We start from the raw sequence: 26,988 nt of genomic DNA on the forward strand, positions 1-26,988 counted from the left end.
AAATGAAACAATTCCTTAAAATTTACTTATGGCAATTCATTTCTATTCTATTTAATTTTGCCGCCATTTTTGTAGTTACCCCTTATCTTTCTTCCAATCAAACCATATATGGGATTTATACGCTTATTGTAGCGGCCTATATGTTTTTGTCATATGCCGATTTTGGGTTTCTGGGAGCAGGAATGAAATTTGCTTCGGAGTGTTATGCACAACATAATTTGAAACAAGAAATTAAAATAATAGGATTTACAGGATTCATCTTTTTGGTATTTGTGTCACTCTATGCTTTCGGAGTATTTTTTCTTTCCTTTAGACCCGAAATGATAGTGAAGAGTCTGGCGAATAATGAAGAAAGGGCTATAGCGAGGAATCTTCTTTTAATTTTAGCTTTGTTTTGTCCCGTCTTTGTAATGCAAAGAATTGTTCAAATAATATTTGCTGTACGGTTAAGAGATTATGTTTTTCAAAGAATCTTCATAGTGGCCAATGCTATAAAAATTGTTTTTGCTATGGTGTTTTTTAGTAATGAAAGTTACCCAATCGTTGGTTATTTTCTTTTTTCGCAAATATGTACTCTAGTAGCTGTTTTGTTGGGTTTGCATCTTGTAAAAAAGAGTTTTGGGTATGACTTTAAACTGTTTTTTGGGTCATTTAAGTTTTCAAAAGAAATATATGAAAAGATCAAAAAGTTAGCCTTTGTCTCCATTTTCCTTACCCTTTGCTGGATTTTGTATTACGAATTAGATCCTTTCGTAATTTCAAGACTATTGGGGCCAAAACAGTTGGCTATTTTTGCCATCGGATTTACATTGATGGAATATTTTAGGGGTGTTTTCGGGATTGTTTTCGGCCCTTTTACAGCAAAGTTCAATCATTTTATAGGCTTAAAGAATTTCGAAGGTTTGCATGTTTTCTTTCACAAAGTTTTAGTGATGGCATTGCCTTTAACTGTGTTTCCGGTACTAGCTGTTTCCATAACTATAAAAAATTTTATTTTTTGTTGGGTAGGCCATCAATATGCAGATTCTGTGCCTATCGCCCAAGTAATGGTTTTGAGTTTTGTATTTAGTTTTTTATCATCACCTACTGGAATTTTGATAATGGCTTATGAGCGGGCAAAACTGCTATATCTTACCAATGCGATGTTGCCACTAGTATATTGGCTGGGCGTTTTTATAACTTTTAAGTTTATCGGTTTACAAGCGTTTGCTGATTTTAAAGTTGCAGCTTTTTTTGTAGTTGCCATTGTCTATTTGAATATAATTATAAAACTTTTGAATTTAAAATTTTGGCCGTTTTTATGGAAATTGATGTCGCCTGCTATACTACCGATTTTGTTTGTTATAATTTTCACACTATTAACAAGATCCTATCTTCCTGTGGAAAAGGATAAATTAAATCTACTGATTTATTTTATATACAATGGATTGGTAATTAGTACTGCGTTCATTATTTATTATTTTAGCTCTTCGGAATATAGAAATAGTATAAATTATATTCTATGTCCGATATTTGTAAAAGTATTTAAACGAAATCTTGTAAAAACAGCAATATGAATCTACTGTTATTCTTTAAAAGAATACTACTTAACTTCTATATATGTATTAATGAATTGTATTCGTTGGCTAGGGTACAAAAAAAGCATCTAAATTGTGTGTTTTACGCAGGATCCAAAATTGCTAATACGATGTTTGGTAATTATAATGTTGTATTTAATGATGTCTTGATGGATTCCTGTACTATTGGCAATCATACTTATATTCAAAAGAGAACTACATTATTTAATGCGGATATTGGGAAGTTTTGTTCCATTGCCTCTGGAGTAAGTATTGGTCCTGGAGTTCACAAAATGGATGGGGTTAGTACTCATCCTGTTTTTTATCTCAAAAATACACCATTGGCTAAAATATATTGTGACAAGGATTCTTTTATGCCTTCAAAAAGGACCACTATTGGTCATGATGTTTGGATTGGGGAGAAAGCAGTTATTTTGGATGGTGTGACTATAGGTACTGGGGCAATAATTGCCGCGGGATCTGTAGTTACAAAAGATGTTGCACCTTATGCTGTAGTTGGTGGAGTTCCAGCAAAAAAAATAAAATTTAGATTTGAGGAAAGAGAAATAGATTTACTTTTAAAATCGGAATGGTGGGATTATGCCGAGGATTGGTTTGATAAAAATGCTTATTTGATGTTAGACATTGAAAAGTTTAAGCTGTATTTGAAAGAATTAAATAATAAAAATTGATATAAAATGAAAACAAATTGTATTCTTAGTTTTACTTTAAGTGGTCACGGTTTTAGTGGAGCTGTATGTATTGATGGCGATATTAAATATGCTACAAGTTTGGAAAGAATTACCAGAGTAAAGAATGATATTCTATTCCCAATTTCAAAAGCAGATCTTGAAACTTTTGGTTGGAAAGCAGATCCAAAAAAATATCTTGATAATATAGATCTTGAATTCGACTTGCAAAACGATTATTCCAAAGTTGATATAGCTAAAGTTGAAAAATTCCAATTGCTGTTAAACTATTTGCTTGATGTAGCTAAGATTACTCTTGAAGATGTTGATTGTGTAGTTTATAGTTATAGACATAATGAAATAGTTAGGAAATTTTTTAAGGACAAAAACCCTAAAATTGAATTTATTGTTCCTGAACATCATTTTTCTCATGCTTGTCAGGCTTTTTTGCCGTCGTCATTTGATGAAGCAGCAATTATGGTTGTAGATGGTCAAGGTGTGCCGATGGAGAGAACTGGTGGCGACCAATTAAGTGGAAGCCTCTCATATGGTAAAGGAATAGATATTGATACTTTATGGGAATTCCCTGTTAAATATAGTTTAGGTGGAATGTATGCTGAATTTACTTCTAAACTTGGTTTTAAAACAAATCAAGAAGGTAAAACAATGGGATTGGCAGCTTATGGAACATCTGCTTTATATGATATTTTAAAGAAAGATTTAAAATTCGAATCTTTGGATTTCGATTTTAGAAAAGTTTTAAAAAAAGGGCTTGGCTTTCATAACGCTTTGTATGTTTTACCCGATTATGGGAAGTTTCTACAACAATTTGAGCAAAGAAAAGATGGTGAAGAATTTACTCAAACCCATAAAGACCTTGCTTATGCTGTTCAGAAATTAACGGAAGATGTTATGGTATATCTTGCAAACTGGTTGTATGAAAAAACAGATTCAAAAAATCTATGTATAGCTGGAGGTGTTGGTTTAAATTGTGTTGCAAATTATCAGGTTTTGATACGTTCTAAATTTGAAAACATTTTTATTCATCCTAATGCAGGAGATAATGGTTTAGTTGTAGGTCAAGCATTGTATGTTTATAATATTATAAATAAAAATTCGCGTAAATACATCGATACTCATGATTATTTAGGTAAACAATATTCAGAAAAAGAAGTTGAAGTTGCTATTGAAAAATATAGATCAAACAATGAGATAGAAATTATAAAATATGATAATTTAGAAGAACTTTATGAAGTAGTAGCTGATGCAATTTCAGAGGGGTTTATAACTAGCTGGTTTCAGGGACGCAGTGAATTTGGTCCTCGTGCACTTGGAAATAGAAGTATACTTGCTGATCCAAGAAGACATGATATGAAAGATATTCTTAATTCAAGAGTGAAGTTCAGAGAAAGTTTTAGACCATTTACTCCATCAGTGCTTGCTGAAAGATCGAATGAATTTTTTGAATTAGATGTGGAATCACCATTTATGCTATTAGCACCTTTTGTTAGAGAAGGCAAAGCGGATTTAATACCATCAATTACTCATGCAGATAATACTGCCAGAGTTCAAACAGTTACCAAAGACGTTAATGAACGATATTATGGATTGATTTCTGCATTTGAAAAAAAGACAGGTATACCTATGGTATTAGATACTTCGTTTAATGTTGCTGACGAACCAATCGTCGAAACTCCAGAGGATGCAATTCGTTGTTTTTTATCTACTGATATTGATTTATTAGCAGTAGATAGATTTATCATAAAGAAAAAAGATAAATTTCCAAAACAATAATTTTTTAAGGCGTAATGGATTAGCTTTCCTATGAGTTTTTAGTTTAATAAATGTTTGTTACAGTGAGTTTTAATTACAAAGATTGTAGGTTTTACTATAGTTCACAATATTGTAAAGTATTAAAAAGTCCAGAAAGAGTGATAAAGAAACATGATTTAAAAACTGAAAAATGGATTTCAATAAATAGAAATGATTAATTATAATTTATAATGAAAAAGATATTAATTACGGGAGGAGCTGGTTTTATAGGTTCAAATGTAGCTAGAATATTAGTAAAAGAAGGATATGAAATTACTATTTTAGATAATTTTCTGCCACAAATTCATGGCGATAAAAAGGAATTGTCCGATGATTTAAATGGTAAAGTAAAATTAATTATAGGTGATGTAGCAAATAAAGAAACATTGTATGCTGCACTTGATGGGCAAGATGCGGTTATTCATTATGCTGCCGAAACGGGTACAGGTCAATCTATGTATGCTGTTTCGCATTATACGAATGTAAATATCCAGGCAACGGCTAATTTTTGTGATTATATCATCAACGAAGTGCACCAGATACAAACTGTAATAGTTGCTTCTTCCAGATCGATATACGGGGAAGGAAAATACAATTCTTTAGAATACGGAACGGTTTATCCAAGTTCAAGAACATTTGAAAACGTAAAAGAAAGTTTTGAGGTATGTTGTCCTAAATCAGGAAAGCATAACTTAGAAGTTGAGGCAACAGATGAATCTTCCAAAATTCATCCTTCATCCTTTTACGGAATTACTAAACAGGTGCAAGAGCAAATGATTATTTTGGCTACCCAATTGAAAAATATAAATGGATATGCTCTGCGTTACCAAAATGTATATGGACAAGGTCAGTCTCTAAAAAATCCATACACAGGTATATTGTCTATTTTTACTCGTTTGGCTTTGAAAAACGAAGAAATCAATATTTTTGAGGATGGGCTTGAAAGTAGGGATTTTGTACATATTAATGACGTGGTTGCGGCTACAATAAGTTGTTTGAAATTAGAGAAAAAGGGACAACACATTTTGAATGTTGGTAGCGGAGTTCCTGTAAATGTGCTTGAAGTCGCCCAAGAGATAGTTTCCTACTTAAAAAGTGATTCTGAAATAAAAATTTCAGGAGCTTTTCGAGAAGGGGATATTCGCCATAATTATGCGGATTTGAAGCTTATAAATCAAGTGATTGGTTTTGAACCGAAATGGAATTTTAAAGAAGGATTACATAGCTTTATTGATTGGGCATTGCTCCAAAATGACATTCCAAAAGACACCACTGATTATATAAAGTCTTTGGGGGAATTAAAAGAAAAAGGTTTGTTGAATGGATAAATTGAGCCAACCTTTAGTAAGTATAGTTTTTACGAGTTATAATCATCAGGAATATTTAAGACAAGCCTTAGATAGCTTGGTAAACCAAACGCATCCTAATACCGAAATTATAATTATTGATGATTGTTCTACCGATGGAAGTCAAGAAATTCTTAAGGAGTATGAACATTATGGAAATATAAATTTAAAATTACAGACACAGAATTCTGGAAGTTATGTAAAAGCCAGTAATTTTGGAGCTTCTTTTGCAAAAGGGGAATATATTCTTTTTGCACAATGCGATGATTTTGCTGAGGCAAACCAGATTGAAATACTTTTGAAAGCGTTTGAAAGTAACCCATCTGTAGGAGTAGTTTTCTCTAAAAGTAATCTTGTAGGTGAAAAAGGAGAAACCTTTGCGGATGACTTTTATGGACGAGAAAAAAGTTTTAAGGAAGCTGTAAAAGAAAAAGGGTTGATTAAGGCAGCTAAAATGAAGGAGTTTCTTTCTTTTTCTTGTGTTATTCCAAATTTGAGTGCCGCTTTAATCAAGCATGAATTGTTTAAAGAAATTAATGGACTATCGGATCAGTATTTAGTTGTTGCCGATTGGGAGTTTTGGTTGGATTTGACAGAGAAGACCGATTTTTATTACGTAGCACAACCGCTCAATTACTTTAGGCAGCATGCCACTACGATTAGAAGTAGCATAAAAATGAAGACTCAAATTGGTGAAATATACAAGATGTTTTACAATCACACCTCCAAAAATCAATTAGAACCAATTCAAGTGCATAAAATAAAAATGGGTGCAGGAGCGGTATGGTTCTCTTTTTTTGTTGAAAATAAAAAAACATGGATAGAATGCTTTTCGGCAGTTCGTTCAGATATTAAAAAGATTGAACGAAATTATCTTTATTATTTGTTTCTTGGAGCAAAGAAGCATGTTTTCGAGTATTTGTTTGTGAAAACAAATAAGATAAATTTAGTTTGAATAAAAATTGTTATTTTGCTGATGTGGAATAAAATTATTTGGTTAGATTAAAATACAAGAAATTTTTAAAATTAAAATAACATAAAAACATTGATATGAAAACTGTGATATTATGCGGAGGATACGGAACACGAATTCGTGATGTCGCAGAAGATATGCCAAAACCAATGATTCCAATTGGAGGGAAACCAATTATTTGGCATATTATGAAAACCTATGCAGCTTATGGATATACTAATTTTGTTTTGTGTATGGGCTATAAGAGCGAAGTTATAAAAGATTTTTTTATAAACTATGAACTTCGCAGTGCCGATGTTACCATAAAATTAGGAAAAAAATCAGAACAAATCGTTTCGGAGACAAGTCACGATGAAGATGGTTGGGAAATAACGCTTGCAGAAACTGGGATTAAAGCAATGACAGGAGCAAGGGTGCGAAAAATAAAAAAATATATTGGAGAAGAATCGATGTTTATGCTTACCTACGGGGATGGTGTGGGAGATATCGACATAGAAGCACTAGTAGCTTTTCATAAGTCACACGGTAAAATGGTTACTTTAACAGGAGTGAGACCACCAGGGCGTTTTGGAGAATTAGGGATAGCCGAAGACGGATCTTCCATTACTGGTTTTAATGAAAAACCACAAGCTAGTGGAGGACGTATTAACGGCGGTTATTTTGTGTGTAATAGAGAATTCCTAGATATACTTAGCGATGCTGAAGAGTTAGTTTTAGAACAGGAACCAATGAGAAAATTGGTCGAATTAGGCGAATTGAAAGTTTTTGAACATGATGGTTTTTGGCAACCTATGGATACTTCGAGAGAGTATTCATTGCTAAATGAACTTTATAATAATAATCAGGCACCGTGGGTAAAATGGGAGAAAAAGTAGTTTTTGGAGATGTTTATCGTAACAAAAAAGTTTTAGTTACGGGGAATACAGGATTTAAAGGTTCTTGGTTGTGTACTTGGCTTATTTCTTTAGGAGCTGATGTCTATGGAATTTCAAATGAAATACCTTCAACGCCTTCGATGTTTGTTGAGCTGGGATTAGCAGATAAAATGAAACATTTTTTTGCCGATGTACGTGATTTGGTTGCTCTTAAAGAAATTGTCAATGACATAGAGCCTCATTTCGTGTTTCATTTGGCAGCACAGCCCATAGTTTCATTGTCTTATAGCGAACCTATTGATACTATTTCTACCAATGTGATGGGGACTGCAAACGTGCTTGAAGTACTGCGTACTTATACTAAACTATGTACGGCGATTATTATTACCAGCGATAAATGTTATGATAATGTAGAGTGGATTTACGGTTATAAAGAAACGGATGCCGTTGGAGGAAAAGATATTTATAGCGGAAGCAAAGGTGCAGCCGAATTGATTTTTAAGTCCTATTACCATTCCTTCTTTAAAAAAGAGGGTGGATTAGTTCAAATTGCTTCTGCTCGTGCAGGGAATGTTATTGGCGGAGGAGATTGGGCTTTAGATCGAATCATACCAGACTGCATGCGTTCTTGGAGCGAAGGAAAAGTGGTAGAGATTAGAAGCCCAAAAGCAACAAGACCTTGGCAGCACGTTTTGGAGCCGCTTAGCGGTTATTTGCAATTAGGCGAGCGTTTGTATAAGGATCATGAACTGAATGGCGAAAGCTTTAATTTTGGTCCAAAGCCAGAATACAATCATACCGTTCAGGAAATATTAGAAGATATGAGTGTTCGTTGGCATTTTGAAAACTCAAAAGAGGCTTATCAGATAACGGGGGATATTAAGTTTTACGAAGCTGGTTTATTGAAGTTGAATTGCGATAAAGCCTTGTTCCATTTTCAATGGAAAGCCGCATTGGATTATAAAAGGCTATTGGAATATACGAGTGACTGGTATTACGAGTTTTATAAAAACAAGGGCGATATGTTTGCTTATACAAAATCACAAATTGAAGGATATGAAAACTTAGCCACTATTGGAAATATCGGATGGACAAAGTAAATGTAGAAGGAGTATTGTTGACTCCACTAAAAAAGATACATCATCCAAAAGGAGATGTATTTCACGGGATGAAAAAATCGGATGCTGGCTTTTCTGGTTTTGGGGAAGCTTATTTTTCTACAATTAACTTTGAAGATACAAAACCTTGGAAAAAGCACCTTGAGATGACACTGAACTTTGTAGTGCCAATTGGAGAAATACGTTTTGTGATTTTTGATGATAGAAAAGGTAGTTCGACTGAAAGTAATTTTTTTGATGTTACTTTGGGAGAAAATAACTATCAAAGAATTACTATTCCACCAGGGGTTTGGGTAGCATTCAGTGGAGTGGGCTCTGCTTACAACTTACTGTTGAATTTGGCTAATTTAGAACACAATCCAAATGAAGTTGAACGAAAAGAAAATCTATCTGAAATAGTATATAATTGGGAATGAAAAAGATATTAGTTACTGGAGGGAGTGGATATATAGGAGCACGTCTTTGCTTGCATTTGGCAAATAAGGGTTATGCTGTTACTCCGCTATGTCATTCGAAAATACCCGAAGATGAAAATTGGGTTTCTAAAATGGATAGCGTTATTGTTGGAGACGTTAGAGATGAAAAATTCCTTTCTGAATTAGCCGAAAACAAATATGATGTCCTAATTCATTTGGTGTCTTTAGATCATAATCAGTCCAATGGAACGCCTTCTAATGTTAGTTCAGTAAATATAACTCCGGTTTGGTCTTTACTTGATATTTTTTCAAAGAAAGGACTTCAAAAATTTTTGTATTTTTCAACTGCTCAGGTTTATGGAACGCTACAGGAAGAGGCAGTAACTGAAGTCAGAAAAACAAATACTCAAAATGCTTATGGGCTAACGCATCATATAGGGGAAATTATCTGCGAATATTATAACCGTGTTTCTTCGGCTGAATGTTGTGTTGTTCGTCTTTCTAATAGTTATGGAGCACCCATTTTTAACGAAAATAATTGTTGGTGGTTAGTTATAAATGACCTTTGCAAAATGGCTTTTACCCAAAAAGAGATTGTACTTCAATCCGATGGTACTCCGTTGCGTGATTTTATTCATGGATGGGATGTGTGTAGAGGAGTTGAAGCGATAATTGAAACTTCCGAACCGCATTTAACTTATAATTTAAGTTCAGGTAGTACACTTTCTATAATGGAGATTGCTTTAAAAATAAAAGAGATTTATGCTAATAGATATGGCGAAAAATTATTGATAAGTTCGGCGATTAATACAAATAAGAATAGACAACAACGTTATCTGTTAGACAATAGTTTGTTGCTCAGTATTGGATTTGAACCTAAGTGGACTCTTGAGTCTGGAATAAATGACCTTTTTGATTTTTTAGAAAAAAAATAATGAATAATTTGAAACCTCTGTTTTCTATAATAATACCGACTTTTAACCATGCACATTTTATAGGGAGATGTTTAGATAGTGTTTTAAGTCAAACTCATCAAAATTGGGAGGCAATAGTAGTAAATAATTTTTCCACGGATAATACCGTTGAAATTGTAGAAAGTTTTAATGATTCTCGTATAAGACTTGTGAATAATGCAAATGGAGGAGTAATAGCTGTTTCTCGAAACAAGGGTGTTTTTGAAGCAAAAGGAACTATTATTGCCTTTTTAGATTCAGACGATTGGTGGTATCCAAACAAATTAGAAGTTTGTTTACCGTTTTTAGAGGATTACGATTTAATTTATCACGATTTAGATATTTACACTACTGCGGAAAAATCTAAAGGTGTTGCAAAAGGCAGAATTTTGACTGGGAATGTTGTAAAAGATTTGATTGTTAATGGAAATGGAATCATAAATTCGAGTGTAATAATTAAAAAAGAAATTGTTGATCTTGTTGGTAAAATTACGGAAGATAAAAACCTAATTGCGGTTGAGGATTATGATTATTGGATTAGAGTAGCTAAGGTAACGAACCGTTTTAAATATATTGACCAAAGTCTCGGGGGGTATTGGGTAGGGGAGAATATTTCGTATTCTGTCAAGCAAATTGATAGAGCAAAGTGTTTATTAGATAAATACATGGAGAATCTCTCAGAGGGAGAACAGAAATTGGCAATTTCGCTTCATCATTTTAATTCGGCTCGTATGTATCACTATCTGTCAATGTATTCTGAAGCTTGCGATTGTTATTTAGAGGCATTGTACACGAATAAATTAAATAGAATATTGAAGTCTATGGGAGGTTATCTAATGTGTCGCTTAAGAATTAAATAATTGCATCCATCGTAATGATTCAAGATAAAAAAGCTATGGATTTAAACAATATTTTAAAAGTGTCGAACTTGGGTATTTTGATTTTATTGTGGTATTCCTATTATAAAAATGGGGAAGCATTATATGTGAATTTTAATACGATTCTGTTGGGTACCGTATTGTCCCTTCAAATTGGTGTCTTTTTGTTTTTGGAAAAGAGAAAACGAGATCCCTTTGTTATCTTGTTGTGTTTGCAAATGATATTTTATTTTTCATTAAGAATTGTAACGCTGTTAAATTACTCTTTTTCAAATGTTTTTTTGAGATTTCCTTTTACAGCGATCAACCTCAATTATGCGTTGGCTTTTATTATCATTGCAAATCTTGTTTTTTACCTTGGGCTTACTATTAATGGGATACGACCCTCCGTCTTAGATCAAGTAGTAAAAGTAATCCCTGTAAAAACGAATTTTATTTTATTTTTTATAGCAATAGGATATTTTTTTGCATTTTATAATGTTATCGGACTTGGTGGTTTAGAGACTATAATGGGCATGATTCAGAGTTTGATTGTGAATTTGGGAACAATGTTATTTATGGCTATTGTTTATCTATTTCTTTTTAGAGACGTAGTCAGTTCCAAAGTAAAAAATGTCGTATTATTTGGGGTTCTTTTTTTAGTGTTAATACAAACACTTACTGGAAGCAGGGCTGCAATATTAACATTGATAAATTATATTCTTTTTGCACTATTGGCAATTCAAGATCATATTAGAGTAAAAAAGAAGATTTTAGTTTTGTTTTCTATTCTATTGCCTATAATGATTATTGTTTTTGCTGTTTCAACTTTTCTTCGGCCTAGGCTTGAAAATAGGAGGGCAATAGGAAATGAAACTTTTGAGGTTTTAAAAGAATTTGATATAAAAAAAGCTGCTACAGAAGGTTTTGATTTAGTTTTGACGGGGGTTTTTGATAGAATAGGATTTTTGGATTATTGCGCCGAAACCATATCTAATTCTGATAAATATTCTGGGATATTTAATCCTTGGTTTTATTTTAAAAGTATTGTTGATAACATCTTAACCCCTGGATTTAGTATTTTTGATACACCAAGAGTTGCCAATGCAACAACATTTGTTTATAATGAAAGAGGAACGCCAAGTCTATCAAAAGTGGGCGAAGCATATCAATCGGATGAGTTTACTTTTTATGGAGAGTTTTATGCCTTATTTGGTAAATGGTTCGCGTTAGTTCCTATATTTTTTACAGGTTTTTTTTTTAAAAGGATATATTTAAATTTAAATCCAAATAATATTTATTTATTTTACCTAAAAAGAGCTATCCTATTATTTATTTTTTATTCAACTTTGAATAGCTTCGGATTAGACTGGATATTATTAGATGTTATTGCGATTTTTTTCACATACCAAATATTTAAAGGTTTTTTTAAATTCGATAAAATTACCCCTAAAAATAACAATAAATAGAATTTAATAATTAGTATGCCAACACTTTTACAGATAAGTATTGAGGTGAATAGTGGTTCTGTCGGTAGAATTGCAGAGCAAATTGGCGCAACCATATTTGAAAATGGTTGGGCGAGTTATATTACGTATGCCAGAAATAACAATCCTAGTAAGTCAAAGGTAATCAAGATAGGTAATAAATTTGATTTGTATCGACATGGGATAGAAACCAGAATTTTTGATAGCCATTGTTTCAGCTCAAAATCGGCAACTAAAGATTTAATAAATACTATTAAAGAAATTAAACCGGACATTATTCATCTGCACCATTTACATGGTTATTTTATCAATATAGAAATATTATTTGATTATCTAAAAGAATATAAAATTCCTGTTGTTTGGACTTTTCATGATTGCTGGTCTTTTACTGGACACTGTGCTCATTTTGATTTTATAGGTTGTGAGAAATGGAAAACAGAATGCCATCATTGTGAGCAAAAAACTGAATATCCTGCAAGTCTGCTTGCTGATCGTTCTCAACAAAACTATCTCGACAAAAAAAGAATTTTCAATTCTATAAATAATTTAACAATTGTACCTGTTTCAAATTGGTTGTCAGGAAAAGTAAAGGATTCATTCCTCAAGAATTATCCGTATAAAGTAATTCAGAATGGAATAGATTTGAACACATTTTATCCTAAAAAATCAAGAACTATAATTGATGAATTATACAATTTAAAGGATAAGTTTATAATTTTAGGAGTAGCCAGTACATGGGATAAAAGAAAAGGATTAGAGGAGTTTCCTAAACTGAATGAATTAATAGATAGTAAATTGTATGCTATTGTTTTGGTCGGGTTGTCTAAAAACCAAATACAAAAACTGCCAAAATCAATTATTGGAATTGAACGGACAGAAAATGTTGATCAACTTGCAGATTTATATTCTGCTGCTGATGTGTTTTTGAATCCTACTTTTGAAGATACTTTTCCAACTACAAATCTAGAGTCTTTGGCTTGCGGAACGCCTGTGGTCACATATAAAACAGGCGGTAGCGTAGAGTCTGTCAATGAAAACACAGGTGTTATTGTTGATAAGGGCGATGTTAGAGGATTAATAAATGCAATAAAATCCATTAAGAATAAGGGAAAATATTTTTACGAAAAGAATTGTAGAGAGAGCGCAATTAAGAATTTTAACAGAAAAATAAAGTTCAATGATTATTTTGAATTATATAAAAATATTTTAAAAAATAAAGATGAAAACCAATAGACCCTATCAAATATGTACTAAAACCATTATGGACACTTCTGATCCAAACATTATTTTTGATCCAAACGGAATATCAGATTACTATCATAATTTTCAAAATGTTATCTTACCGAATTGGCATACTGATGAAAAAGGGTTTGCGGAATTGATGGAAATGGCTGGAAAAATCAAAAAAGAAGGAATAGGCAAAGATTTTGATTGTATAATTGGTTTGAGTGGCGGACTTGACAGTTCTTATGTAGCTTATGTAGCAAAAGAAATCATGGGACTGAGACCACTATTATTTCACGTTGATGCAGGTTGGAATACCGATAAAGCAGTTGGGAATATTGAGAAATTGTGTAATGGTTTAGGATTGGATTTATATACTGACGTCATTAATTGGGAAGAAATGAAAGATTTGCAGGTTGCTTTCCTTAAATCTCAAATTGCCGATCAGGATTTGCCGCAGGATTACGCTTTTTTTTCAGGTCTTTATAAATTTGCTAAGAAAAATAAAATTAAGTACGTTTTAACCGGTGGAAACTTCTCTACCGAATGTTGTAGAGAACCCGAAGAATGGGGAGGTTTTCCCGGTATTGACACCATGTTGGTAAAAGACATACATTCTAAGTTTGGGAAACGCCCGCTTAAGACTTTTCCGTTAGTGGATATTTTGAGTTATAAACTGTATTACCGCTATGTTATAGGGATGCACGTTCATAAACCATTAAATTTAGTTCCTTATATAAAAACGGATGTAGAAAAATTATTAATGGAGAAATTTGGTTGGGAACCTTTTCAGCACAAACATCACGAATCTAGATTCACCCGTTTTTATGAAGATTATTGGTTGCCGAAAAAGTTTGGTTTCCAAAAGCGACGCGCCCATTTCTCGAGTTTGATTCTCACAGGGCAAATGACAAGGGAAGAAGCCTTGGAAAGGGTTTCAAAACCCGAATTGAGTGAAGATTTTTCAGAAAAAGAATTTGAATACGTTGCCGATAAATTAGATCTTACTGTAAGCGAATTACAAGAAATATTTGAAGGCGAAAATAAAACCTTTCACGATTATAAAAATAAAATAAAATTAATAGGTTTTGGTGCAAAGATGATGCAGAAACTAGGCCTAGAAAAGCGATTATTCAGATGATAACAATTATTGATTACGGTGTGGGTAATATTAATGCTTTTGTGAATGTCTATAAAAGAGTTAATGTACCAACCAAAATTGCCAAAACTGCGGCCGATTTGGAGGGAGCCCAAAAGCTAATTTTGCCAGGAGTTGGTCATTTTGATCATGCGATGTCGGAATTGATAAAATCAGGTATGCGCGAAAAATTAGACGAATTGGTCATGGTGAAGAAAGTACCTGTTATTGGTATTTGCGTAGGCATGCAAATGATGGGTAATTCAAGTGATGAAGGGAAGCTGGAGGGATTGAAATGGATAGATGCTTCTATAAAGAAATTTGATGAGACTAAAATACAGCAAGTTACCAGACTTCCACATATGGGCTGGAATGACGTACATCCTGTAATGTCGAATCCATTATTTGATGGATTGGAAAAAGAGGCGCTGTTTTATTTCTTACATTCCTATTATTTTGAATGCAATAATACCGCTGATATCTTGGCGACTTCTGAGTATGGAGGAGAATTTACTTGTGCAGCCCATCATGAGAATGTGTATGGCATTCAATTTCATCCAGAGAAAAGTCATCACTATGGTGAAACCTTATTACATAATTTTGCAAAATTGTAACCATGCTTAGACCAAGAATTATCCCAAGTCTTTTAATTCATGAAAATGGTTTAGTAAAAACCGTGAATTTTAAAAATCCTAAATACATAGGAGATCCTATTAATGCGGTTAAAATTTTTAACGAAAAAGCGGTAGATGAGTTGGCAATTTTTGATATAGATGCGACAGTATTAGGTAAAGAACCTAACTACAGTTTGATTGAGCGACTGGCTAGTCAGTCAATGATGCCAATGTGCTATGGAGGCGGAGTTAAAACAGTGGAGCAAGCACAACGTATTTTTAGCCTTGGGATTGAAAAAATTGCCTTAAGTTCGGCAGTTTTGCAAAATCCAACGTTAATTACCGAAATTTCAGATCGTGTAGGAGCTCAAAGTGTTATTGTGGTTCTCGATGTTAAGAAAAAATTACTTGGAGGCTATGAAGTATTTACCCATAATGGTAAAAAAGCCACAGGAATAAATCCTTTTAAATTTGTAGAAGAAGCTCAAAAATTTGGAGCTGGAGAAATAGTAATCAATTCTATCGATAAAGATGGGGTCATGAAAGGATACGATTTGGATTTAATCGCGAAAGTTCGTGAAAAAATTTCGCTTCCTATGACTGTGTTAGGAGGTGCTGGTTCGCTGCAAGATATTGAAAAAGTAATAGATGTTCATGGAGTTATTGGAGTAGCTGCGGGTAGTTTATTTGTGTTTAAGGGACCTTATAAAGCAGTATTAATTAACTATCCAACACAGTTAGAAAAAAACAAGATTTTTAAAACAAATCAATAATGAAAATACAAGATAAAATCCTCCTTATAACTGGCGGTACTGGTTCTTTTGGTAATGCAGTATTAAATCGTTTTCTTCATACCGACCATTTTAAAGAAATCCGTATTTTTTCTCGTGATGAGAAAAAACAAGACGATATGCGTAATCAGTTAAAGAATGATAAACTTAAGTTTTATATTGGGGACGTCCGTGATTATAGTAGTATAGAACGTGCGATGCGCGGGGTAGATTATGTATTTCATGCGGCTGCCTTAAAACAAGTCCCCTCCTGTGAATTTTTCCCTTTAGAAGCCACTAAGACTAATGTTTTTGGAACCCAGAATGTAATAGATGCTGCAGGAGCCAATAAAGTTAAAAAAGTAATTTGCTTGAGCACGGACAAAGCGGCTTACCCTATTAATGCTATGGGAATTTCTAAAGCACTAATGGAAAAAGTGGCTGTAGCTGCATCAAGAAATTTGAGCGACACAACAGTTTGTTTAACCCGTTACGGAAATGTGATGGCATCGAGAGGATCAGTGATTCCACTATTTTTAAAACAAATTCAGGAAGGAAATCCAATTACGATTACGGATCCGAATATGACTCGTTTTTTAATGTCGTTGGATGAAGCTGTTGAACTAGTATTGTTCGCTTTTGAGCATGGTAATCCAGGCGATTTATTTGTAAATAAAGCCCCTGCGGGAACTATTGGAGATTTAGCACAAGCATTAAAAGAAATGTGTAAGTCGGATACTGAAATCAAGATTATTGGCACCCGTCATGGTGAAAAATTATATGAAACCTTGTGTACTCGTGAAGAGATGGTTAAAGCAGAGGATATGGGGGATTTCTACCGAATTCCAGCCGATAACCGTGATTTGAATTATGCACAATATTTTTCGGAGGGAGAACAAGATGTTTCTATTATAGAAGATTATCATTCTCATAATACTGAACAGCAAGGGGTAGAAGGAATGAAAGAACTTTTGGCTACTTTGCCTTTGATTCGTAAGGAAGTTTTTGGTGAAGATGTGGCTCAAATGCCAGCATAGAGATTTTTGATTGCTTCGCCAGTTCGCCTTTGGCTCGTGTAAAGATTAACGATTGCTGATTTTTTGATTTAAAACTATGATTCCAAAAATAATAACAGGAGGAAATCATTCTGATACTAGAGGTACAGTTCGATTTAACAATTCTTTTGATGCAACGGCTATAAAAAGGATTTATCTCATAGAAAATAGCGAGACCGAATTTGTTCGTGGGTGGCAAGGACACTGCGTAGAGCAACGGTGGTTTTCTGTTTTGCAAGGTAGTTTTAAAATTGAACTGATTGCCATTGATAATTGGGAGAATCCTTCCAAAGGGTTAAAATCACTCTCTTTTATCGTAAATGCTGAAACACTTGATGTTCTCCATGTTCCTCAAGGATATGTAAGTAGTATTCAAGCACTCAAGGAAGGAGCTAAACTGTTGGTCATGGCAGATTATTTGTTAGGAACCATTCAAGATGAATATCGATTTGATATTGATTATTTTAAATAGAAAAGTTTCACACAGATTTTTTTAATTTTATGAAATTAAAGAATCAGCATGTAGCTGATCAGCTATTATCAGCGTGAAATCAATTGGAAAATATAATTATGATTAAAATAGGAATAACAGGACAGGCAGGTTTTGTCGGGGCGCATCTATACAATACTTTAGAATTATTCCGAGTAGAATTCCAGAGAATTGATTTTCGAAAAGAATATTTTGATGACTCAACTAAACTGAACGAATTTGTTGCTCAATGTGACGTAATTGTTCATTTAGCAGCCATGAATCGCCACAATGACCCACAGGTAATTTACGAAATGAATGTTGATTTGGTTCAGAGATTAATAAAGGCTCTTGAAGTTACAAGTTCTAAAGCACATGTTTTATTTTCCTCTTCTACCCAAGAAGAAAGAGGTAACCTGTATGGGAAATCAAAAAAAGAAGGACGTGAGTTGATGATGTATTGGGCCAAAAGATCAGGAGGCAAATTCACGGGAATGATAATTCCTAATGTTTTTGGGCCTTTCGGGCATCCCAATTACAATTCGGTGGTAGCTACATTTTGCCATAAATTGGCACATAATGAAACTCCTACTATTGAAATGGATGGGGATATGAAGCTGATTTATGTGGGAGAATTGGTTGATGTAATTCTTTCAGAAATTAGAAGTGGAGAAAGTAAATCAGAAACTGTTATTCCTCATACCTCGGAATTTAAAGTTTCTCAACTATTATCGTTGCTTGAAACCTATAAAGAGCAATACCAAGACAACGGGGTAATTCCAACTATCGATACTACATTTGAACTGAATCTGTTCAATACATTTCGTTGTTATATGGATATAAAAAATCATTTTCCAGTAAAATTTGTCGAGCATATAGATCCTAGAGGATCCTTTGTAGAAATCATTCGATTAGGAGTTGGAGGACAAGTATCATTTTCTACGACTGTGCCCGGTATAACCAGAGGAAATCATTACCATACCCGAAAGATAGAACGTTTTGCCGTAATCAAAGGGAAAGCTTTAATTCAATTGCGTCGCATTGGTACTAATGAAGTATTGGATTTTTTTCTGGATGGAAATGAACCCGCTTATGTAGATATGCCTATTTGGTATACACATAATATAAAAAACATTGGGGAAGATATTCTTTATACCAATTTTTGGATTAATGAATTTTATGATCCGAATGATTCAGATACGTATTTTGAGAATGTATAATATTGATTTAAATAAAACCTTTCTTAGGGAAAAGAAAATAAAAGAATGAAAGCACAATTAAAAGTAATGACCGTGGTTGGTACACGACCAGAAATTATACGATTATCGAGAGTGATGGCAGCCTTAGATGCTTCGGAAGCTATTGAGCATGTAATAGTACACACAGGACAAAATTATGATTACGAATTAAACCAAATATTTTTTGAGGATTTGGGGATTCGTAAACCAGATTTTTTCCTGAATGCAGCTGGATCTACGGCCATAGAAACAGTAGGGCAAATTTTAATTAAAATTGATCCTTTGTTAGAAAGTGAAAAACCAGATGCTTTTTTGGTTTTAGGAGATACCAACAGTTGTTTATGCGCCATTCCTGCAAAGAAACGCCACATCCCTATTTTTCATATGGAAGCTGGCAATCGTTGTTTTGATCAAAGAGTCCCCGAAGAAACCAATCGCAAAATTGTGGATCATGTATCTGATGTGAATTTGACTTATAGCGATATTGCGCGTGAATATTTACTTCGAGAAGGTTTGCCAGCGGATAGAATTATCAAAACAGGTTCACCAATGTTTGAGGTCTTGAATCATTATTTGCCAAAAATTAATGCTTCGACTATTTTGGACAAATTGAATTTAGAAGAAAATAAATACTTTGTTATTTCGGCTCATAGGGAAGAAAATATTAATAGCGAGAAAAACTTTAAAGGGTTAATGGAAAGCCTGAATTTGATTGCCGAAAAATATGGTTATCCAATTATTGTAAGTACCCATCCAAGGACGCGTAATATGATTGATGCTAGGCAAATTGCCATGAGACCAGAAGTTCAGTTTTTGAAACCAATGGGTTTTAATGATTACAATGCATTGCAAATGAAGTCGTATGCCGTTTTATCGGATAGCGGAACAATATCAGAAGAGTCTTCTACATTAAATTTTCCGGCTTTGAATATTCGTGATGCCCACGAGCGTCCAGAAGCTATGGAAGAAACATCGGTAATGATGGTAGGATTGAATCCGGAAAGAATTATGCAGGGATTAACGCAATTGCAAACTCAAAAAAGAGGAACTAAACGTAATTTTAGACCTGTAGCCGATTATTCTATGCCTAATGTTTCGGAGAAAATGGTGCGTATTATTTTGAGTTATACCGATTATGTAAATAGAGTGGTTTGGAGTGAAATAAATTAATGAAATGAGAGTACTTCTTGTAACCCAATATTTTTACCCAGAGAATTTTAAAAGTAATGATATTGCGCTTGAATTGACAAAAAGAGGACATGAAGTAACTGTTCTTACAGCATTACCCAATTATCCCGAAGGGAAAATCCATAAAAACTATGGGTTTTTTAAAAGGACAAAAGAAAATTATCAAGGAGTTAACGTGATTAGAACCTGGTTAGTTCCGAGAGGAAAAGGTGGGGGAATTCGACTTTTTTTAAATTATTTCAGTTGGGCTTTTTTTGCTTCTATTAGGGCATTGTTTTTGTCTTTTCAGAAGAAGTTCGATGTGATTTTAGTTCATGAACCTTCTCCAATAACGCAAGGATTTCCAGCTATTGTGGTTAAAAAAATTCAAAAAATACCGCTTCATTTTTGGGTATTGGATTTGTGGCCTGAAAGTCTAACCTCGGCAGGAGGAATAAAAAATAAACATGTTTTGTTGATATTCACAAAAATGGTAAAGTATATTTACAATAATTCAGATAAAATTTTAGTCAGTTCCAAAGGATTCAAAGAATCCATTTTAGCTAAAGGAGATTATAATGATAAGTTGGTTTATTTTCCTAATTGGGCTGAGGACTCTATTTTAAAAGGGAATTCGAATTATCCTATCCCTGATTTGCCAAAAGGCTTCAAGATTATTTTTGCTGGAAATATAGGAGTGGCACAGGATGTTAACTCTATAATAAAAACGGCTTTAATTCTTAAAGAAAATACTGATATTCATTTTGTTTTTATAGGAGATGGAAGGAGCAAAGTACAGCTTGAAGATTTTGTGCTTGAAAATGATTTAAATCAAACAGTACATTTTTTGGGAAGGTTTCCAATAGATGCGATGAAAACCTTTTTTAATCAAGCAGATGTACTATTAGTTTCTTTAAAAGATGAATTGATTTTTAATGTAACAGTACCTGCAAAATTGCAAGCTTATTTATGTACCCAAAAGCCAATTTTAGGGATGTTGAATGGAGAGGGAGCAACGATTATTAATGATGCTAATTGCGGATTGTCTGTGAACGCTGGAGATTCTAATGGGTTGGCGAAAAAAATACTTAAATTATATGAAATGAGTAATGGAGAGCGAAATATTCTTGGAGTAAATGGATTTAAATATTTTGAAGAGAATTTCACTATGGGTAAGTGTATTGATAATTTAGAATTCATCTTAAAATAATAATATTGCAAATCACCATTACAGGAGCTACAGGATTTGTAGGCACGAATCTTAAAAATTATTTAAAGGCTTCTCATGATATAAATCCGTTGAGTGTTCGTTACATACCCAATCAGCACTTTGAGATAAAGACAGATACTTTAATTCATCTTGCAGGAAAAGCACACGATTTAAAAAAGGTATCTAATCCTACCGATTATTACGAAGCTAATTTTGAGTTAACTAAGCAATTGTTTAATGCTTTCTTGACATCTAATGCTAAGGTTTTTATTTTCATGAGTACCGTAAAAGCGGTTGAAGATCAAGTAAAAGGTGTTTTGACGGAAGACATCATTCCTAATCCTAAAACCCATTATGGGATAGCCAAACAGCAGGCGGAGCAGTATATTTTATCACAGCAATTACGTCACGGGAAAAGAGTTTACATCTTAAGACCTTGTATGATACATGGTCCCGGAAATAAAGGAAATCTCAGTTTATTATACCAATTGGTTTCCAAAGGATTACCATGGCCATTGGGAGCATTTGAAAATCAGCGTTCTTTTTTGAGTATTGGAAATCTTTGTTTTGTTATTAAAGAATTATTAGAAAATGAATCAATCGCCTCGGGTGTATATCAAGTTGCAGATGATAGTCCTTTATCTACAAATGAATTAATTCAATTATTGGGTACTAGTTTAGATAAAAAAAGTAGTATTTGGTCAATTCCAGTTTCATGGATTAGTGGAATAGCTAAATTAGGAGACCATTTGCATTTACCGCTCAATTCAGAACGGTTGCAAAAGCTTACGGAGAATTATGTGGTGAGTAATAAAAAAATTGTAGCTGCGATAGGTAAACCTTTGCCCATAGAATCGAATGTAGGTTTGTTAAAAACATTTCAATCATTTAAAAAATAAAATAATATTGTTTGCCAGACTAAACAATAATGCTGTTTTTTGTAATATATGGTAAACAAAATAACAAATATATAAATAGAATAAATAAAATTTACAATATGACCATTGAAAAAACATTTATAAATGATTTAGTAATCATTACCCCGACAGTTTTTGAAGACTCGAGAGGCTATTTTTTTGAAGCCTACAATCACTCTAAATTTTATGAAAATGGGATTTCATATCAATTTATACAAGACAACCAGTCTTTCTCCAAACGAGGCGTGATTCGAGGTTTGCATTTGCAGATTAATCCTCTTGCACAAGCTAAATTGGTGCGGGTGCTTGAAGGAGAAATCCTTGACGTGGCGGTAGACTTGCGAAAAAATTCAGTTACTTATGGGCAACATTTTAGTGTGGTTTTAAGCGCAGACAATAAAAAACAATTGATGGTTCCCCACGGATTTGCTCATGGTTTTTCGGTTTTGAGTGAAACCGCTTCGGTACTATACAAAGTAGATCAATTGTATCATAAGGAGAGCGAAAGAGGGATTCGTTATGATGATCCCACTTTAGCGATTGACTGGCAGGTGAGTCCTGAAGAAGTTATTGTTTCTGAAAAGGATTTGATATTGCCTAACTTTGACCAAATTGATTGGACTTTTGAATAATATGAAAAAAATTTTAGTAACCGGGGCAACCGGGCAATTGGGTTCGGAATTAAAAGTGTTGTCCAATAACTACTCCCAATTTGAATGGGTTTTTGCGGATAGAACGCAAGTATCCTTGGATAATTTGTCGGTTTTACAAGGTCAATTGGAAACAATTGGTCCAGATTTTATTTTGAACTGTGGCGCTTATACTGCAGTAGATAAAGCAGAAACTGAACAAGAATTAGCGGATGTTGTCAATCATTTAGCGGTTACCATTATAGCCCAATATACCAAAGATAATTCTGCGAAACTAATTCACATTTCTACCGATTATGTTTTTGATGGGACATCATCCGTCGCATTGACCGAGGAAGCCATAACGCAACCTGTTAATGTGTACGGAGCAACCAAAAGAGCGGGAGAGTTGGCTTGTTTAAAAGCAAATTCCGACTCTATTATCATCAGAACATCATGGGTGTATAGCAGGTTTGGAAATAATTTTGTGAAAACCATGCAGCGTTTGTTACAAGAACGAGACAGTATTGGCGTAGTCAATGATCAGGTTGGTTCTCCAACTTATGCCGCCGATTTAGCTCAGGCAATGATGACCATTACAACAGCAGAAGAATGGATTCCGGGAATATACAATTATTCAAATGAAGGGGAAATCAGTTGGTATGAATTTGTTTTAGCTATCCAGGAAATAGGAGGATATAACTGTGAAGTGAATGGTATTCCCTCTTCAGCTTTTCCTACACCAGCCAAGCGTCCAGCCTATTCTTTATTGGATAAAACAAAAATCAAGCGCGTATATGGGGTGAGTGTACCAGAATATAAGGAAAGTTTAAAAAAATGTTTAATGTTTAAAGTTTAAATTTTTTTTATCAGTTTTCGATACTCCGAAACTTGGGAGTATTAATCAGTTAAAAACTGACGAATAATTAAATCTAAAAATCTAAAAATGAAAAAAATATTAATTACCGGTGGTGCCGGTTTTATTGGATCCCACGTAGTAAGACGTTTCGTAAACAAATATCCACAATATCAAATTTTTAATTTAGATGTACTTACGTATGCCGGGAATCTCGAAAATATTGTTGACATAGAAGCAGCCCCTAATTATACTTTTATCAAAGGGGACATCGTTGATGCCCCATTTATTGATCAATTATTTGCTGAGCATCAATTTGATGGCGTTTTGCACTTAGCTGCAGAATCTCATGTGGATCGCTCTATAACTGATCCGTTATCCTTTGTGAAAACAAATGTTATCGGAACCATGAATTTATTGAATGCGGCCAAGGCAATTTGGCAAGACAATTATGAAGGGAAGCGTTTTTACCACATCAGTACTGATGAGGTCTATGGCAGTTTAGGTGCTGAAGGATTGTTCACCGAGACTACTGCTTATGATCCTAATTCGCCTTACTCCGCTTCGAAAGCGAGTTCGGATCATTTTGTTCGGGCTTACGGAGAAACGTATGGTTTGCCTTATGTGTTGACCAATTGTTCCAATAATTACGGGCCGTTTCATTTTCCTGAAAAATTAATTCCGTTATTCATCAATAATATCATTCAAAATAAACCCTTGCCCGTTTATGGCGATGGGAAATATACCCGTGACTGGCTTTTTGTTGAAGATCATGCAGTAGCCATTGATTTGGTTTTTCATCAAGGAGTTAACCATGATACGTATAATATTGGCGGATTTAATGAATGGCAAAATATTGATTTGGTTAAATTACTTTGCAAAATAATGGATGAGAAATTAGGTCGTCCGGCTGGAACTTCGGAACAATTGATTTCGTATGTGAAAGACCGTCCAGGGCATGATTTGCGTTATGCTATTGATGCCAATAAGATAAACAAAGAATTAGGATGGAAGCCATCGGTTACTTTTGAGCAAGGATTGGAAAGGACCGTAAATTGGTATTTGGAAAATCAAATCTGGCTGAATAATATTACCTCAGGGGAATATGCTACTTATTACGAAAAACAGTATGCAAATTAAGTCGAATTTCACTAATGGATGCTACGAATAAAATACTTTATAAAGAAGAAAGCTTTGCTATTATTGGCGCTTGTATGAAAGTGCATCGTTTATTAGGAGCAGGATTCTTGGAGGCGGTCTACGAAGAAGCATTAGAAAAAGAATTTCAAATTCAAAAAATTCCTTTTAAAAGGCAAGTGAAATTGGACTTGTTTTACGATAATCAGAAATTAAAAAAACAATATAGAGCAGATTTTGTTTGCTATGTACTATTATAATCGAAATAAAAGCTGTATCGCAAATACCTGTCACATTTTATGCGCAATTGAAAAATTATTTAAAATGTACAAAAATGGAACTGGGTGTATTGATTAATTTCGGGATGCCCTCATTAACTTATAAAAGAATGATTAATTTTAAAAATTCGAATTAATTCGTAAAATTAATATAAATATGAAAGGAATTATATTAGCTGGGGGTTCTGGAACCCGTTTGCATCCGTTAACGCTGGCCATGAGTAAACAAATGATGCCGGTTTATGACAAACCAATGATTTATTATCCGTTGTCTACCTTGATGATGGCAGGAATAAATGAAATATTAATTATTTCTACGCCTCATGATTTACCTAATTTCAAGAAATTGTTAGGGGACGGAGCGGCAATAGGTTGTCAATTCAGTTATGCGGAACAAGCTATTCCTAACGGTTTAGCGCAAGCTTTTGTTATTGGAGAAGAATTCATCGGAAAAGCCAGTGTGGCTTTGGTTTTAGGAGATAATATTTTCTTTGGTTCCAATATGGATGAATTGTTGCGGTCTAATACTAATCCAGAAGGTGGAGTAGTATTTGCTTATCATGTTTCAGATCCGGAACGATACGGTGTTGTCGAATTTGATGCTAATTTTAAAGCGCTTTCTATTGAAGAAAAACCGTTGGAACCGAAATCAAATTATGCGGTACCCGGTTTGTATTTTTATGATAACTCAGTGGTCGAAATTGCCAAGAATATCAAACCAAGTGCTCGTGGAGAATACGAAATTACTGACGTAAACAAAGTGTATCTAGAAAAAGGAAAATTAAAAGTGGGAATTTTAAGCCGAGGAACTGCTTGGTTAGATACCGGAACTTTTAATAGTTTAATGCAAGCGGGACAATTTGTTCAGGTTATTGAAGAGCGCCAAGGGTTGAAAGTAGGCTGTATTGAAGAAATTGCCTGGAGACAGGGATTTATTACGGAACAACAACTAAAAGATCTAGCTGAACCTTTAAAAAAATCCGGATACGGAGAATATCTTTTGGGATTGCTGAAACATAAATTGTAAGGTTTATTTGCAGGTATCGAGTTCGAGGTTAAAAAACAGATGGATTTCGTTTCTTTAAAACGGTTTGTTGAGTGAAGCCCTTCTTCAAAAGCTCAGGGCAGGCCGAACCGAAACTAGCTGTTGAGTCTGATTGCGTTTGATTTTGACTACGATATACAGATTCTCCTTTTTATATTGAAAGCGATAATAATTTACATTTTACAATATTCAATTAAAAATGGTTTACATTTTCATATTTCTATTATTTCTAGTTATTGAACTTATTTATTTTAAAATAGCGGATAAGTACAATATTATTGATAAACCCAATAGTAGGTCGTCTCATACTTCCATTACTTTAAGAGGCGGTGGGATTATTTTTCCAATAGCGATTAGTATTGCCTTTTTTTTGGGATACGTTTCTTGGGCAATTACACTTGCGGTAGTATTGGTCGCGATAATTAGTTTTATCGACGATATTAAACCGTTATCCCAATTACCCCGATTTGTATCACATGTTATAGCTGTTGGCTTGATTTTTTATCAGCTAAACTTGTTTTCGGAATCCATTTGGTTGCTTCCTATTGTTTTTGTATTAGTAATAGGTTGGGTGAACGCCTTCAATTTCATGGATGGCATTAACGGCATAACAGTTTTATACGCATTAACCGCCATCGTAAGTTTTTCTTTTTTACCAATAAACGAAGCCAGTTTGCCATTGCTAATTACTATGGGATTGTCTTGTTTTGCTTTTGGACTATTTAATGTTCGAAAAAAAGCTAAAACCTTTGCAGGGGATGTTGGGAGCATTAGTATGGCACTTTTTTTGGGCTATTTTATGATAAAGAGCATTATTGATTCAGGGCAACTCGGGTATATTCTTTTCTTTTCCGTTTATGGGATCGATGCTATTATCACCATCATCAATAGATTGCTTAAAAAAGAAAATATATTTCAGCCTCATCGTTCTCATTTGTACCAATATTTAGCCAATGAAATGGGGTATTCCCATGTTTTAGTTGCCTTTGTTTATGCAGGATTTCAATTGGCATTAAACGGATTCGTTATTTATATGGATACCAAAGGGTATTTAACCTTCTTCTTTATCAGTGGATTTTTAGTGCTACTGACCTTTATTTATTTACTAGTCCGAAAGTTTGTTACTCGTAAAATGGTTCTCAGAGTTTTGTAATTCGTT

Annotated in this window: 28 protein-coding genes; all 28 read left to right on the forward strand. The window is 33.8% G+C overall.

Annotation, left to right across the window (positions count from 1 at the left end):
* Positions 1-2 precede the first annotated feature (2 nt).
* Positions 3-1,556 (forward strand): lipopolysaccharide biosynthesis protein, encoded by a 1,554-nt coding sequence (locus ACM55G_RS05655; RefSeq protein ID WP_416842925.1) that lies wholly within the window; start codon positions 3-5, stop codon positions 1,554-1,556.
* Between the two features lie 131 nt (positions 1,557-1,687).
* On the forward strand, positions 1,688-2,248 hold the full coding sequence (locus ACM55G_RS05660; protein WP_416842926.1) for a CatB-related O-acetyltransferase: 561 nt from the start codon (positions 1,688-1,690) through the stop codon (positions 2,246-2,248).
* A gap of 6 nt (positions 2,249-2,254) precedes the next feature.
* Positions 2,255-4,039 carry a carbamoyltransferase family protein gene (locus tag ACM55G_RS05665; RefSeq protein WP_416842927.1) on the forward strand — a complete coding sequence of 595 codons (1,785 nt, stop codon included), beginning with the start codon at positions 2,255-2,257 and terminating at the stop codon, positions 4,037-4,039.
* A gap of 209 nt (positions 4,040-4,248) precedes the next feature.
* Positions 4,249-5,385, forward strand: a complete 1,137-nt coding sequence (locus tag ACM55G_RS05670) for an NAD-dependent epimerase/dehydratase family protein (protein WP_416842928.1) — start codon at positions 4,249-4,251, stop codon at positions 5,383-5,385.
* Positions 5,378-6,358, forward strand: coding sequence for a glycosyltransferase (locus ACM55G_RS05675; protein WP_416842929.1), 981 nt, complete (start codon positions 5,378-5,380; stop codon positions 6,356-6,358). The genes ACM55G_RS05670 and ACM55G_RS05675 overlap by 8 nt, the downstream gene beginning before the upstream one ends.
* 95 nt (positions 6,359-6,453) lie before the next feature.
* A complete protein-coding gene (rfbF, locus tag ACM55G_RS05680; protein ID WP_416842930.1) occupies positions 6,454-7,251 on the forward strand; it encodes a glucose-1-phosphate cytidylyltransferase in 798 nt (265 codons plus the stop codon).
* Entirely contained in the window at positions 7,236-8,351 is a 1,116-nt protein-coding gene (rfbG, locus tag ACM55G_RS05685; RefSeq protein WP_416842931.1) for a CDP-glucose 4,6-dehydratase, read from the forward strand. The genes rfbF and rfbG overlap by 16 nt, the downstream gene beginning before the upstream one ends.
* Positions 8,339-8,785, forward strand: a complete 447-nt coding sequence (locus ACM55G_RS05690; RefSeq protein WP_416842932.1) for a dTDP-4-dehydrorhamnose 3,5-epimerase — start codon at positions 8,339-8,341, stop codon at positions 8,783-8,785. The genes rfbG and ACM55G_RS05690 overlap by 13 nt, the downstream gene beginning before the upstream one ends.
* Positions 8,782-9,720, forward strand: a complete 939-nt coding sequence (locus ACM55G_RS05695) for an NAD-dependent epimerase/dehydratase family protein (RefSeq protein ID WP_416842933.1) — start codon at positions 8,782-8,784, stop codon at positions 9,718-9,720. Before ACM55G_RS05690 ends, ACM55G_RS05695 begins: the two co-directional genes overlap by 4 nt.
* Positions 9,721-9,728: 8 nt before the next feature.
* A complete protein-coding gene (locus tag ACM55G_RS05700; protein WP_416842934.1) occupies positions 9,729-10,598 on the forward strand; it encodes a glycosyltransferase family 2 protein in 870 nt (289 codons plus the stop codon).
* Between the two features lie 14 nt (positions 10,599-10,612).
* Positions 10,613-12,064, forward strand: a complete 1,452-nt coding sequence (locus ACM55G_RS05705; RefSeq protein WP_416842935.1) for a hypothetical protein — start codon at positions 10,613-10,615, stop codon at positions 12,062-12,064.
* A 15-nt stretch (positions 12,065-12,079) separates the two neighbouring features.
* Complete coding sequence (locus ACM55G_RS05710) at positions 12,080-13,315, forward strand: glycosyltransferase (RefSeq protein WP_416842936.1); 1,236 nt, start codon at positions 12,080-12,082, stop codon at positions 13,313-13,315.
* Complete coding sequence (locus tag ACM55G_RS05715) at positions 13,302-14,447, forward strand: N-acetyl sugar amidotransferase (protein WP_416842937.1); 1,146 nt, start codon at positions 13,302-13,304, stop codon at positions 14,445-14,447. Before ACM55G_RS05710 ends, ACM55G_RS05715 begins: the two co-directional genes overlap by 14 nt.
* On the forward strand, positions 14,444-15,058 hold the full coding sequence (gene hisH / locus ACM55G_RS05720; RefSeq protein WP_416842938.1) for an imidazole glycerol phosphate synthase subunit HisH: 615 nt from the start codon (positions 14,444-14,446) through the stop codon (positions 15,056-15,058). Before ACM55G_RS05715 ends, hisH begins: the two co-directional genes overlap by 4 nt.
* 2 nt (positions 15,059-15,060) lie before the next feature.
* Positions 15,061-15,831: an AglZ/HisF2 family acetamidino modification protein gene (locus ACM55G_RS05725; protein ID WP_416842939.1), complete on the forward strand. Its 771-nt coding sequence runs from the start codon at positions 15,061-15,063 to the stop codon at positions 15,829-15,831.
* Positions 15,831-16,865: a polysaccharide biosynthesis protein gene (locus ACM55G_RS05730; RefSeq protein WP_416842940.1), complete on the forward strand. Its 1,035-nt coding sequence runs from the start codon at positions 15,831-15,833 to the stop codon at positions 16,863-16,865. Before ACM55G_RS05725 ends, ACM55G_RS05730 begins: the two co-directional genes overlap by 1 nt.
* A gap of 76 nt (positions 16,866-16,941) precedes the next feature.
* Positions 16,942-17,355: a WxcM-like domain-containing protein gene (locus ACM55G_RS05735; RefSeq protein WP_416842941.1), complete on the forward strand. Its 414-nt coding sequence runs from the start codon at positions 16,942-16,944 to the stop codon at positions 17,353-17,355.
* A gap of 98 nt (positions 17,356-17,453) precedes the next feature.
* Positions 17,454-18,572 carry a polysaccharide biosynthesis C-terminal domain-containing protein gene (locus tag ACM55G_RS05740; protein ID WP_416842942.1) on the forward strand — a complete coding sequence of 373 codons (1,119 nt, stop codon included), beginning with the start codon at positions 17,454-17,456 and terminating at the stop codon, positions 18,570-18,572.
* A gap of 45 nt (positions 18,573-18,617) precedes the next feature.
* Positions 18,618-19,760, forward strand: coding sequence for a non-hydrolyzing UDP-N-acetylglucosamine 2-epimerase (wecB, locus tag ACM55G_RS05745; RefSeq protein ID WP_416842943.1), 1,143 nt, complete (start codon positions 18,618-18,620; stop codon positions 19,758-19,760).
* Between the two features lie 4 nt (positions 19,761-19,764).
* Positions 19,765-20,967 (forward strand): glycosyltransferase family 4 protein, encoded by a 1,203-nt coding sequence (locus ACM55G_RS05750; RefSeq protein ID WP_416842944.1) that lies wholly within the window; start codon positions 19,765-19,767, stop codon positions 20,965-20,967.
* A 2-nt stretch (positions 20,968-20,969) separates the two neighbouring features.
* Positions 20,970-21,866: an NAD-dependent epimerase/dehydratase family protein gene (locus ACM55G_RS05755; RefSeq protein ID WP_416843195.1), complete on the forward strand. Its 897-nt coding sequence runs from the start codon at positions 20,970-20,972 to the stop codon at positions 21,864-21,866.
* 98 nt (positions 21,867-21,964) lie between these two features.
* A complete protein-coding gene (gene rfbC, locus ACM55G_RS05760; protein ID WP_416842945.1) occupies positions 21,965-22,516 on the forward strand; it encodes a dTDP-4-dehydrorhamnose 3,5-epimerase in 552 nt (183 codons plus the stop codon).
* Position 22,517: 1 nt separating this feature from the next.
* Positions 22,518-23,372, forward strand: coding sequence for a dTDP-4-dehydrorhamnose reductase (rfbD, locus tag ACM55G_RS05765; protein ID WP_416842946.1), 855 nt, complete (start codon positions 22,518-22,520; stop codon positions 23,370-23,372).
* Between the two features lie 87 nt (positions 23,373-23,459).
* Positions 23,460-24,509 (forward strand): dTDP-glucose 4,6-dehydratase, encoded by a 1,050-nt coding sequence (gene rfbB, locus ACM55G_RS05770; protein WP_416842947.1) that lies wholly within the window; start codon positions 23,460-23,462, stop codon positions 24,507-24,509.
* A 14-nt stretch (positions 24,510-24,523) separates the two neighbouring features.
* On the forward strand, positions 24,524-24,766 hold the full coding sequence (locus ACM55G_RS05775) for a GxxExxY protein (protein ID WP_416842948.1): 243 nt from the start codon (positions 24,524-24,526) through the stop codon (positions 24,764-24,766).
* 47 nt (positions 24,767-24,813) lie between these two features.
* Complete coding sequence (locus ACM55G_RS05780) at positions 24,814-24,921, forward strand: GxxExxY protein (protein ID WP_416842949.1); 108 nt, start codon at positions 24,814-24,816, stop codon at positions 24,919-24,921.
* A gap of 20 nt (positions 24,922-24,941) precedes the next feature.
* Positions 24,942-25,811 (forward strand): glucose-1-phosphate thymidylyltransferase RfbA, encoded by an 870-nt coding sequence (rfbA, locus tag ACM55G_RS05785; protein ID WP_416842950.1) that lies wholly within the window; start codon positions 24,942-24,944, stop codon positions 25,809-25,811.
* Positions 25,812-26,028: 217 nt separating this feature from the next.
* Positions 26,029-26,982 (forward strand): MraY family glycosyltransferase, encoded by a 954-nt coding sequence (locus tag ACM55G_RS05790; RefSeq protein ID WP_416842951.1) that lies wholly within the window; start codon positions 26,029-26,031, stop codon positions 26,980-26,982.
* Positions 26,983-26,988: the final 6 nt, after the last annotated feature.

It is taken from the genome of Flavobacterium algoriphilum (genome assembly GCF_048158655.1).
Classification (GTDB): Bacteria; Bacteroidota; Bacteroidia; order Flavobacteriales; family Flavobacteriaceae; genus Flavobacterium; species Flavobacterium algoriphilum.

Excerpts from the sequence above, each read along its gene's own strand:
- ACM55G_RS05670 (WP_416842928.1), top strand. The coding sequence starts at position 4,249 with ATGAAAAAGATATTAATTACGGGAGGAGCTGGTTTTATAGGTTCAAAT.
- rfbA (WP_416842950.1), top strand. The coding sequence starts at position 24,942 with ATGAAAGGAATTATATTAGCTGGGGGTTCTGGAACCCGTTTGCATCCG.
- rfbD (WP_416842946.1), top strand. The coding sequence starts at position 22,518 with ATGAAAAAAATTTTAGTAACCGGGGCAACCGGGCAATTGGGTTCGGAA.
- ACM55G_RS05725 (WP_416842939.1), top strand. The coding sequence starts at position 15,061 with ATGCTTAGACCAAGAATTATCCCAAGTCTTTTAATTCATGAAAATGGT.
- ACM55G_RS05715 (WP_416842937.1), top strand. The coding sequence starts at position 13,302 with ATGAAAACCAATAGACCCTATCAAATATGTACTAAAACCATTATGGAC.
- ACM55G_RS05750 (WP_416842944.1), top strand. The coding sequence starts at position 19,765 with ATGAGAGTACTTCTTGTAACCCAATATTTTTACCCAGAGAATTTTAAA.
- ACM55G_RS05775 (WP_416842948.1), top strand. The coding sequence starts at position 24,524 with ATGGATGCTACGAATAAAATACTTTATAAAGAAGAAAGCTTTGCTATT.
- rfbB (WP_416842947.1), top strand. The coding sequence starts at position 23,460 with ATGAAAAAAATATTAATTACCGGTGGTGCCGGTTTTATTGGATCCCAC.
- ACM55G_RS05660 (WP_416842926.1), top strand. The coding sequence starts at position 1,688 with ATGTTTGGTAATTATAATGTTGTATTTAATGATGTCTTGATGGATTCC.
- ACM55G_RS05735 (WP_416842941.1), top strand. The coding sequence starts at position 16,942 with ATGATTCCAAAAATAATAACAGGAGGAAATCATTCTGATACTAGAGGT.
- ACM55G_RS05710 (WP_416842936.1), top strand. The coding sequence starts at position 12,080 with ATGCCAACACTTTTACAGATAAGTATTGAGGTGAATAGTGGTTCTGTC.
- ACM55G_RS05695 (WP_416842933.1), top strand. The coding sequence starts at position 8,782 with ATGAAAAAGATATTAGTTACTGGAGGGAGTGGATATATAGGAGCACGT.
- ACM55G_RS05655 (WP_416842925.1), top strand. The coding sequence starts at position 3 with ATGAAACAATTCCTTAAAATTTACTTATGGCAATTCATTTCTATTCTA.
- rfbC (WP_416842945.1), top strand. The coding sequence starts at position 21,965 with ATGACCATTGAAAAAACATTTATAAATGATTTAGTAATCATTACCCCG.
- rfbF (WP_416842930.1), top strand. The coding sequence starts at position 6,454 with ATGAAAACTGTGATATTATGCGGAGGATACGGAACACGAATTCGTGAT.
- wecB (WP_416842943.1), top strand. The coding sequence starts at position 18,618 with ATGAAAGCACAATTAAAAGTAATGACCGTGGTTGGTACACGACCAGAA.
- ACM55G_RS05675 (WP_416842929.1), top strand. The coding sequence starts at position 5,378 with ATGGATAAATTGAGCCAACCTTTAGTAAGTATAGTTTTTACGAGTTAT.
- ACM55G_RS05740 (WP_416842942.1), top strand. The coding sequence starts at position 17,454 with ATGATTAAAATAGGAATAACAGGACAGGCAGGTTTTGTCGGGGCGCAT.
- ACM55G_RS05790 (WP_416842951.1), top strand. The coding sequence starts at position 26,029 with ATGGTTTACATTTTCATATTTCTATTATTTCTAGTTATTGAACTTATT.
- rfbG (WP_416842931.1), top strand. The coding sequence starts at position 7,236 with ATGGGAGAAAAAGTAGTTTTTGGAGATGTTTATCGTAACAAAAAAGTT.
- hisH (WP_416842938.1), top strand. The coding sequence starts at position 14,444 with ATGATAACAATTATTGATTACGGTGTGGGTAATATTAATGCTTTTGTG.
- ACM55G_RS05705 (WP_416842935.1), top strand. The coding sequence starts at position 10,613 with ATGATTCAAGATAAAAAAGCTATGGATTTAAACAATATTTTAAAAGTG.
- ACM55G_RS05665 (WP_416842927.1), top strand. The coding sequence starts at position 2,255 with ATGAAAACAAATTGTATTCTTAGTTTTACTTTAAGTGGTCACGGTTTT.
- ACM55G_RS05730 (WP_416842940.1), top strand. The coding sequence starts at position 15,831 with ATGAAAATACAAGATAAAATCCTCCTTATAACTGGCGGTACTGGTTCT.
- ACM55G_RS05690 (WP_416842932.1), top strand. The coding sequence starts at position 8,339 with ATGGACAAAGTAAATGTAGAAGGAGTATTGTTGACTCCACTAAAAAAG.